The organism is Shewanella sp. P1-14-1 (assembly GCF_001401775.1).
Lineage (GTDB): Bacteria > Pseudomonadota > Gammaproteobacteria > Enterobacterales > Shewanellaceae > Shewanella > Shewanella japonica.
Map to the genome: position 1 here is coordinate 242,442 of NZ_LKTL01000005.1, position 9,198 is coordinate 251,639.

General features: G+C 41.7%; 5 protein-coding genes. All 5 read left to right on the forward strand.

The annotated features are described in order from the left end of the window. The first annotated feature begins 8 nt into the window (after positions 1-8). Positions 9-938, forward strand: a complete 930-nt coding sequence (gene hemC, locus AN944_RS05585; protein WP_055023625.1) for a hydroxymethylbilane synthase — start codon at positions 9-11, stop codon at positions 936-938. A 16-nt stretch (positions 939-954) separates the two neighbouring features. Next, a complete protein-coding gene (locus tag AN944_RS05590) occupies positions 955-1,671 on the forward strand; it encodes a uroporphyrinogen-III synthase (RefSeq protein ID WP_055023606.1) in 717 nt (238 codons plus the stop codon). 133 nt (positions 1,672-1,804) lie between these two features. Further along, complete coding sequence (locus AN944_RS05595) at positions 1,805-3,028, forward strand: uroporphyrinogen-III C-methyltransferase (RefSeq protein ID WP_055023607.1); 1,224 nt, start codon at positions 1,805-1,807, stop codon at positions 3,026-3,028. After that, positions 3,025-4,197: a heme biosynthesis HemY N-terminal domain-containing protein gene (locus AN944_RS05600; RefSeq protein ID WP_055023608.1), complete on the forward strand. Its 1,173-nt coding sequence runs from the start codon at positions 3,025-3,027 to the stop codon at positions 4,195-4,197. Before AN944_RS05595 ends, AN944_RS05600 begins: the two co-directional genes overlap by 4 nt. 391 nt (positions 4,198-4,588) lie before the next feature. Further along, positions 4,589-9,198 (forward strand): retention module-containing protein (locus tag AN944_RS05605; protein ID WP_055023609.1); only part of this gene is annotated, 4,610 nt, incomplete at its 3' end.

The following is a 9,198-nucleotide window of genomic DNA, read 5'->3' on the forward strand; positions in this document are numbered from 1 at the left end:
TCTCTGGCATGTCTCAAAATGTTATTCGTATCGCTACTCGTAAAAGTCCACTGGCTATGTGGCAAGCTGAATTCGTAAAAGCAGAGCTTGAACGCATTCATTCTGATTTAACGGTTGAGTTATTACCAATGAGCACTAAAGGAGACGTTATTTTAGATACGCCTCTGGCTAAAGTGGGTGGTAAAGGGTTATTTGTAAAAGAGCTGGAAGTTGCCATGCTTGAAGACCGTGCAGACATCGCTGTTCATTCAATGAAAGATGTACCGGTAGATTTTCCTGAAGGCTTAGGTTTGCAAGTGATTTGTGAGCGTGAAGATCCTCGTGATGCATTTGTATCTAATACATACAAAACCATTGCTGAATTACCTCAAGGCGCTGTAGTGGGTACATCAAGCCTACGTCGTCAATGTCAGATCCGTGCAGCTCGTCCTGATCTAGTGATTAAAGACTTACGTGGTAATGTCGGAACACGTCTAGCTAAGTTAGATAGCGGTGATTACGATGCCATTATTCTTGCTGCTGCTGGCTTAATTCGCCTTAAACTGGATGAACGTATTGCAAGCTTTATCTCAGCAGAAGATTCACTTCCAGCAAATGGTCAAGGTGCTGTAGGAATTGAATGTCGTACTGATGATGAGCGTGTTAAAGCATTACTCGCTCCACTAGAACACCTTGAGACGCGTTACCGTGTATTTGCCGAGCGTGCTATGAATACCCGCCTTGAAGGTGGTTGTCAGGTACCTATTGGTGCTTACGCTGAAATCGAAGGTGATACATTAAGCTTACGTGGTTTAGTGGGTAACCCTGATGGCAGCCAAGTCATTGAAGGTGCTGTATCTGGTCCTAAAACGGATGCTGTCGCTTTAGGTGAAGCACTGGCTGATGACTTACTTAGCCGTGGCGCTAAAACTATTTTAGATGCTGTTTACAACAAGTAATTAGGCGAAAGCTTACATGAAAGTCTTGTTAACGCGCCCTGAGGGGCGCAATCAAGCAATGATAGAACAGCTCAATGCAAAGGGAGTGGACTATATTGTCACTCCTTTGTTAGCTGTTGCTCCAACTCAACACCTTTTCTCTCATCAGCAACTTTCTGATGCTGATGCCATCATTTTTATCAGTACCAATGCGGTAAAGTACGCTGCAGAAATGCTTAATAACCATTTTCCTGCAAGTCGATATTACGCTGTTGGAAAAGCGACAGCTGCGGCACTGGCCGAATTCGGTGTATTTGCAGAAACCGCACCAGAAGAAAGCCAAGATAGTGAAGGATTATTATCGCTAACCTCGTTAAGCGATATCGCTCAACAACAAGTCGTCATCATTAGAGGCGTTGGCGGTAGAGAAACCATTGCCGAACAACTTAGCCTAAGACAGGCAAGTGTCAGCTATTGGGAAGTTTACCAGCGAGTCACTCCACAACTCGATTCACAATACATTTGCAACTATTGGGCAAGCGCTCAAATAGACACTATCGTCGTGACCAGTGGCGAAGTCCTAGATAATCTAATTAAACTTGTTCCAAAAGAGTTATTTGCATGGTTGCAATCATGTCATATCATAGTACCTAGTCATCGAGTGGAACAAAGGGCTAAAACGGCAGGTATTCATCACGTCACCAATGCTAACGGCGCGAACACTGAAGCTGTTTTACGAGCGTTATCTATTTAAACAATAAAGTAAACTTGCTTATTTGCCATATTGTATAATGCTGCCAAACTTGTACCCTATCACTCTACATTTTTGTCGCGCAGTAAATGGTCGCACTAATTGTTAACCGCAATTAGTTACTCAAGGACAGCTCATGGAACACAAAAAGCAAGCTTCAACGTCTACTCCAGAAAGTAATGAAGCACCTTCAGAATCTGTAAATGAAGTCAATTCTGTTACTGAAAATCAAACTAGTTCTCACACTGATGCTGACTCAACAGACTTGCCTACGAACAAAGTGCCATCTTCAATACATTCTGATGCGCCAAGCGATAAACCGAAACACAATAAGAGTTCATGGTGGGTAAGATTAAGTATTTTACTCTGCCTGATTATCGCTCTTGCAGGCATTGGCATTAGCTATTTATTGTTGATTGAACTCGAAAGTCAAAAAATTGAGTTACAAACTCAGTATCAACAAACACAAGCTATCAGTAATGAAGTGACTGAAGCGTTAATTGAACCTAAGCGTCGTATTGCAGAATTAGAAGTACAGCAACAAAACGATACCTTGGCCTACCAACAACAAAATCAGTTGGCAAAATCACACCAACAACTTCAAGAGCGAGTTGCAACCTTAGCTCAACGAAATCCAAACCATTGGATGGCATCTGAAGCTGAATACTTGGTGAGAATGGCAGGACGTAAATTATGGTTAGAGAATGACCCTAAAACTGCAGCCGGATTGCTAAAGTCTGCCGATGATCGTATTGAAGCAATGAAAGACCCTGCTTTGTTACCTATTCGACGTGCATTAGCCCACGATTTAGCTCAAACGAATGCCATTAAAACCACGGATGTTGCCGGTACCATCTATACGATTGATGGTATTTTAAATCAGTTAGACAGCTTGCCGCTAAACCGTGCCAAAGCGCAGTCAGCTGAAGACTTAGCAGAACAACACGTCATTACAGACTCGTTAGATGACTGGCAAAGTAATCTTGCTAAAACATGGCATTCAGTTACTGATGGCTTTATTACCATCCGTAAACGTACAACAGATATAGAGCCGTTATTAGCACCAGATCAACAATGGTATTTAATTGAAAATATTAGAAATAAATTACTGCAGGCTCAGTTGGCTCTGTATCAACATGATGAAGTAAATTATCGTCAATCGATCGGCTTTGCTCGCACATGGATACAACAGTATTTCGATTTAGATGAAGACTTAACTCAAGACACCATGACGGCACTTGATGCGTTAATTACAGTTAAAATTGACCAAGTGAAGCACACCAATTTTGAGTCGACCCGGTTACTACAGCAATTAATCACTTATGGTTCATTGGTTCCAGCAGAGGAACCACAGCTATGATTAAAATTCTTGCTTATGTCATCATCATTTTAATCGGTTTCTGCATTAGCCCATTCATTATTGGCAATACTGGCTATATCTATATTGCGGCGGGCGAGTATCAAATAGAAACCAGCTTAGTCTTTGGTTTATTAGGGTTAGTGCTCTTTTATTGCGCGCTCCAATTAACTGAATGGCTCATCATATTTTTGCTTAATATTGTTATCAATAGCCGTTACTTACCAGAACGTTGGCGTAAAGAAGCTGCGAAGAAGCACACGCTTCAAGGCGCGTTAGCATTAGCAGAAGAAGATTGGCCTAGTGCAGAAAAAGCCATGGCAAAAGGTGCTGCTAAAGGGGAGCTGCCTGCGCTCAATTTATTTGCAGCGGCAAGAGCTGCGCATCATCAAAAAAACACTGATAGCCGAGATAAATACTTAGCAGAGGCGGCAAAAGACCCTTTGGCTAAAACCGCCGTTAAAACCTCAAAAACAAGGTATCTAATTCAGCAAGGAAAGCTGACTGAAGCAAGAGCTGAGCTTGATGCATTAAATCCAACCAGTAAAAGTAAATCACCTGTATTAAAACTAGCCCTTGACCTTTATCAACTTCAAGATGATTGGCAAGCACTTAAAATCTTATTACCTGCGATTAAAAAACGTCAGATTATTAGTGAAAAGCAGTATGAAGAGGTTGAACACACAACCAATACGGCATTATTAACGGCAGCGTCTCAACATGGCGAACAAGAGCTAGAAAAGTGCTGGCATTGGCTAAGTAAAACGGAACGTAATCAACCACACCTTATTAGTATCTACGCTCGCGGCCTGTGCCAATATGATCGTAAAAAAGACGCCATAAAAATCATCAATAAAAGCTTAAAGACTGATCTTCATCCAGCACTTTTAGCTGACATCCCCAAAATAATCGATGCGGATGATGAAGATATTAGAAAATTATTAGCTCGATTTGAGCAAAGTCATGAACATGATGTTGATTATCAAATTTGTTTAGCAAAGTTAGCTCAACAAAAACGTGATATTAAAGTGGTTAAAAATCATTGGTATAGTGTTTGCCAGATATCACCTAAGCGTGAGTACTTTTTAGCATTAGCCCAAGCGCAGGAGCAATTAGGCGAAAATGCTGCTGCATTACAAAGCTACCGTAAAGCAGCTAATTGTTCTGACTAATATTCATTAAATCGAATAATTAACTATTTAAAAACCTGCCAATTGGCAGGTTTTTTTATCTATTTTGTAAACTAAACGCCAGTTTGAATCGTATAAAAAATGAACTACACTTGTAGATTCCAGTTTTTAGCACTTTGTTATTAAAAAATTCACATTTCCGCATAATGACTTAGTTGCATTGATTTACTAAGTAAATCTTAATTTTAAAACATTTTCATTATCTTAAAGGCATTTAAGGCCACGCCAAAAAATTGACCAAGCATACTTATAACGCTAAAATTGTTATATTGCGGTTAATCTTTCTCGCTAATTAAATAACGACAAATATAGCAATGTGATTTTTTATGCATCGAATGTAAATACATTGCTAAAATAGGGTTTGGAGCTAAATATGAGTTCTGTTGTAACGACTAAAAATGGTGTCTTAAGTTCAGCCAACGGCGAGATCACTCTCACGTTAAATGGGCAATCCAAAAATATTCTTCCAGGGGAACAAATTCCTGCTGGTGCAGAACTCCAATTTGCGAGCGATTTAGCATTTGTTGTCACTTTTGATGACGGCACAGTGCTAAACGGTGATGAGCTTATTGCTGAACAAGCTGACCCTAGCGTCACTGATGATGCAGTGGCTCAATTTTCAACAGATATGAGCCCAGAAGAATTAGCTGAGATTGAAGCGCTACAAGCGTTAATTCTTTCGGGTGAAGACCCTACTGAAGAATTACCAGAGACCGCTGCGGGTGAAGCATCTGGTAACGAAGGTGGCAGTGACTTTGCTTCTCTTGCCCGTGATGGTGCCGAAACCATTGCCACTGCTGGTTTTAATACGTCTTTCGATGCTCCTGAAACATTAACTGCCAACCTGTCGTTAGGTGATGAAGGCGTTAACGCATTAAACAACAATAATTTCAATGTTGCTCAATTCACCGATAACTTTGTCAACGGTGTGTCATTTACTACCTCTTCTGGTTTATCGGGCTTTACAGGAGACTTCGGATCGCCTGGCTCATTTGCTTACTTGCCTGGTGATACCATCACCTTCATGGTAGGTGGCGTAACAATTGCGACCTTTAGTGCAGATGTAATCCAGGGCGATATTCTATTCTTACAAGATATTGCTGGCACGTTATTGTCTGATACCAACATGGATTATGTTGAGAACATGGCTATTTTTCTTCAAGCCTTGGACAATGATTTATCCGATGGTGTTGATGATGGTGTGTTAAATACCAACAGCTTAGTTAATATTGAAGATAGCTATGCCACCAATATCAATATTCTTCTTTCTGTTCATGAAGCCTTAGCAAACTACATCGACCCAACAACAGGCCAGCCTTTAAATATCGCGACTGCTGGTAAAGAAATGATTTCTCAAGTTTTGGCTGAACTTGGCATCATCTTTACCCGTGATACCGAACGCCAAGAAAACGAAAAAAACCTATTTGAAACCATCGCAATGGAGCATGTTGCAGGTACTATTGATGAGCTTGCAGGTGACAGAGCACCTGATGAGCATGATGCTCGTACTGTTGATGTGCTCGATGTGCCAGGTGGCTTAGTAACCTATAACTACAACGAACTAGATGGCCAAATAACTTTTTCTGTCAATGATTTACTTGAAGGTGCTGTTGGGCAACAAGTTGTCGATCAAAACTTACTCGTCACTAATGTTAGACTGAGCGCCGCTTTTGAAAATATCGGAACATTGCAGGATTTAGGTGATGGTAACTACGCCATTATCTTGAATGAAGGCATTGATCAATATGATCTTGAGGGACTCAGTATTGATTACCGCGTTGAAGATTGGACGGTATTTAAAGACGTTACCTCGTCTACGCAGGATCAGTACAAATCACACTTATCAGCTGATATTCCCGATGTATTAGAGGATGTAGGTTTTAACCAATTCACCTTAAACAGTGAATTGACCTTTGAAGATGATCAAGCCTTATCGATTACATTTACCAGTGAGCTATTAAGCGAACAGCTTGGTTATCCTATCGCTGAGTATGCTGATGATTATTTAGTCCCTCTGGAGTATTCCAATGATGGTGGCTTAACCTGGCAGACAATGACTGTAACAGGAATCGATACGAGTGGTGACTTAGCACGCCCTATCTTTGGGTTCACACTCGCAGCGGGTAGTGACAGTGTCATGATCCGCGTGCCGATTTTTGATGACGCAATAATCGAACCCACTGAGTATTTCAACGCCATTGTTAGTGGCGAGAATGTTTATGATGAAGAATTAGAATTTGCCATTATTGATAATGATGGAGAAGGCTCTGACTTACCTGTCGTCGATATTGATTACGCTGTAGTTGTTGAGGGCATGGAATTTGCCCTGTTCACATTAACGTTAAGTGAACCTAGCACTGAAACCATTACCTTGGATTATAGCTCAGAAGAGCTGACAGCATTGTTCGGTGAAGATTTTACTAACGTAAGTGGAACTGTCACTTTCCTTCCTGGTGAAACGACAGCCTATATTACAGTACCTATTACCGATGATTTAATTGTTGAAGATAGCCCTGAATTTGCATTAATAAATCTATCGAATGTGACTAATGCCGTACTGGGTGATACCCAAGCCACCCTGCGTATTTATGATAACGATTCGCCTGATAATACAGCGATAACTTTGGATATCGATCCTGTTACTGGTGATAACGTATTAACGCCAGATGAATCTACAGGTACAGTGACAATTACTGGTACTGTTACAGCCGATGCATCGATCACAACGGGTATTATCATGCTGACCATTAATGGTCAGGAATACCAAGCCATTATGCAATCTGATGGCACCTTCTCTGTGGAAGTGGATGCTCAAGATTTATTAAACGATCCTGATACTGTTATTGACGGAATTGTATATGGCTATGGTGATAATGGCGCCAAAGGCACAGCAACATCAACCGAAGATTACGACATTCCAACTGAAGTGGTAAATGACAGTATCATTATCGCTGAAGACACTGTTGCAGAAGGTAATGTTCTTGATAATGATAGTGACACCGATGATGTATTAACTGTCGTTAGTTTTGAAGTTAATGGCCAAACATACTCTGCGGGCGATTCTGTCACGCTAGATGAAGGTGTATTAACGCTTAATGAAGATGGTAGTTATACCTTTACTCCTAATACTGATTGGAATGGTCAAGTTCCAGTTATTACCTATACGACTAACACTAACGTCACCGCAACTCTAACCATTGAGGTTACGCCTGTTGCAGATGGTGCACCTGGCGTCATTATCAACACCGATGCCAATAATGACGGTATTATCAGTGAAGATGAATTAGCGGGTAACACTGAAGTTTCGGTCACAATAGATTTAACTACTACTGGTGCTCAACCAGGTGACACCTTGGTTGTTAATGGTCAAGAGATCATCTTAACTCAAGAAGATATTGATAATGGTTCAGTAGATTTAACATTACCAGCACCGCAAGAAGGCGACACAATTGAAGTTGTGGCAACCGTTATCGACTCAGCTGGAAACATTAGCCCCGAAGGCTCTGATAGTGCAACCCTAGATACTACAGCTCCTGTTATTTCAGTTGTTGCACCAGATAACAGTAACGATGACACGCCACTTATTTCAGGCACTACGGATGCTGAACCTGGTAGCACTGTTACTTTGGTCGTTACAGACAGTGAAGGTAATGAGCAAATTTTAGAAGCCATTGTCAGTGAAGATGGTAGCTTTGAAGTCGAGGTCAATGATCCTTTAGCCGAAGGCGATTATACCGTTGTTGCTGAAGTCACAGATCCTGCTGGGAATACTGCTACAGACAATGATAATGGTTCTGTGGATACTACAGCTCCAACTATCACTGTTAGTGCACCCGATAGTAATCTTGATTCAACCCCTACAATTACCGGCACAACAGATGCTGCACCAGGCAGTACTGTGATCATTACAGTCGTCGATGCTGAAGGAAATGAGCAAACTCTCGAAGCTATTGTCAATCCCGATGGAAGTTATGAAGTTGATGTAGTTGAGCCATTAGTTGAAGGTGATTATACCGTCAATGCAGCTGTAACTGATCCTTCAGGTAATACAGCAACTGCAAATGATGAAGGTGCAATTGATACCGTAGCGCCTGAAATTACAGTTAACGCACCTGACAACTCATCTGATAGCACGCCAATTATCACTGGTACTACGGATGTAGAGCCTGGGACTACAGTGACAATTATAGTGACTGATAGTGAAGGTACCGAACAAATTATAGAAGCTGTTGTTACTCCAGATGGAACCTATGAAGTTGAAGTACCAGAACCTTTAGCTGAGGGAGATTACACTGCAGTTGCTGGCGTATCTGATCCAGCAGGTAATGGCGCTATGGCTGAAGATACGGGTGACGTTGATACAACTGCACCAACCATCACAGTCGCAGCACCAGAAGGAACCGGTGATAATACCCCATTAATCATAGGCTCAACTGATGCCGCTCCTGGCAGCACTGTGACCCTTACCGTCACGGATAGTGAAGGTAATGAACAAATTCTAGAAGCTGAAGTAAACCCAGATGGTACATACCAAGTAGAAGTCCCTTCTCCACTTTCTGAAGGCGATTATACCGTTACAGCCTCTGTTACTGACGCGGCTGGTAATACAGCGACAGCAAATGATAATGGTGAAATTGATGCTGTGGCAGGTCAATTGACCGTCGATTTAGTTATCGATGGCGATAATAACGGTGACATCACAGGTACTAGTCAGGATATTCCAGCAGGTGGTACGGTCACTCTGGTGATCACCGATATTGCGGGCACATCAATTACCATCACAGATGTGGCAGTTAATGCAGATGGCACTTACTCTGTTGATAATGTTGACCTCTCTACACTTGTGGATGGCGACATCACAGTTGTTGCAACCGCAACTGACAGCAACGGTAACGACCTGTCTGCCAACGACACTGAAAACCTTGATGCTGTTGATGCTGAGCTAACAGTAGACTTAGTGATTGATGCATCGAACCAAGGCGA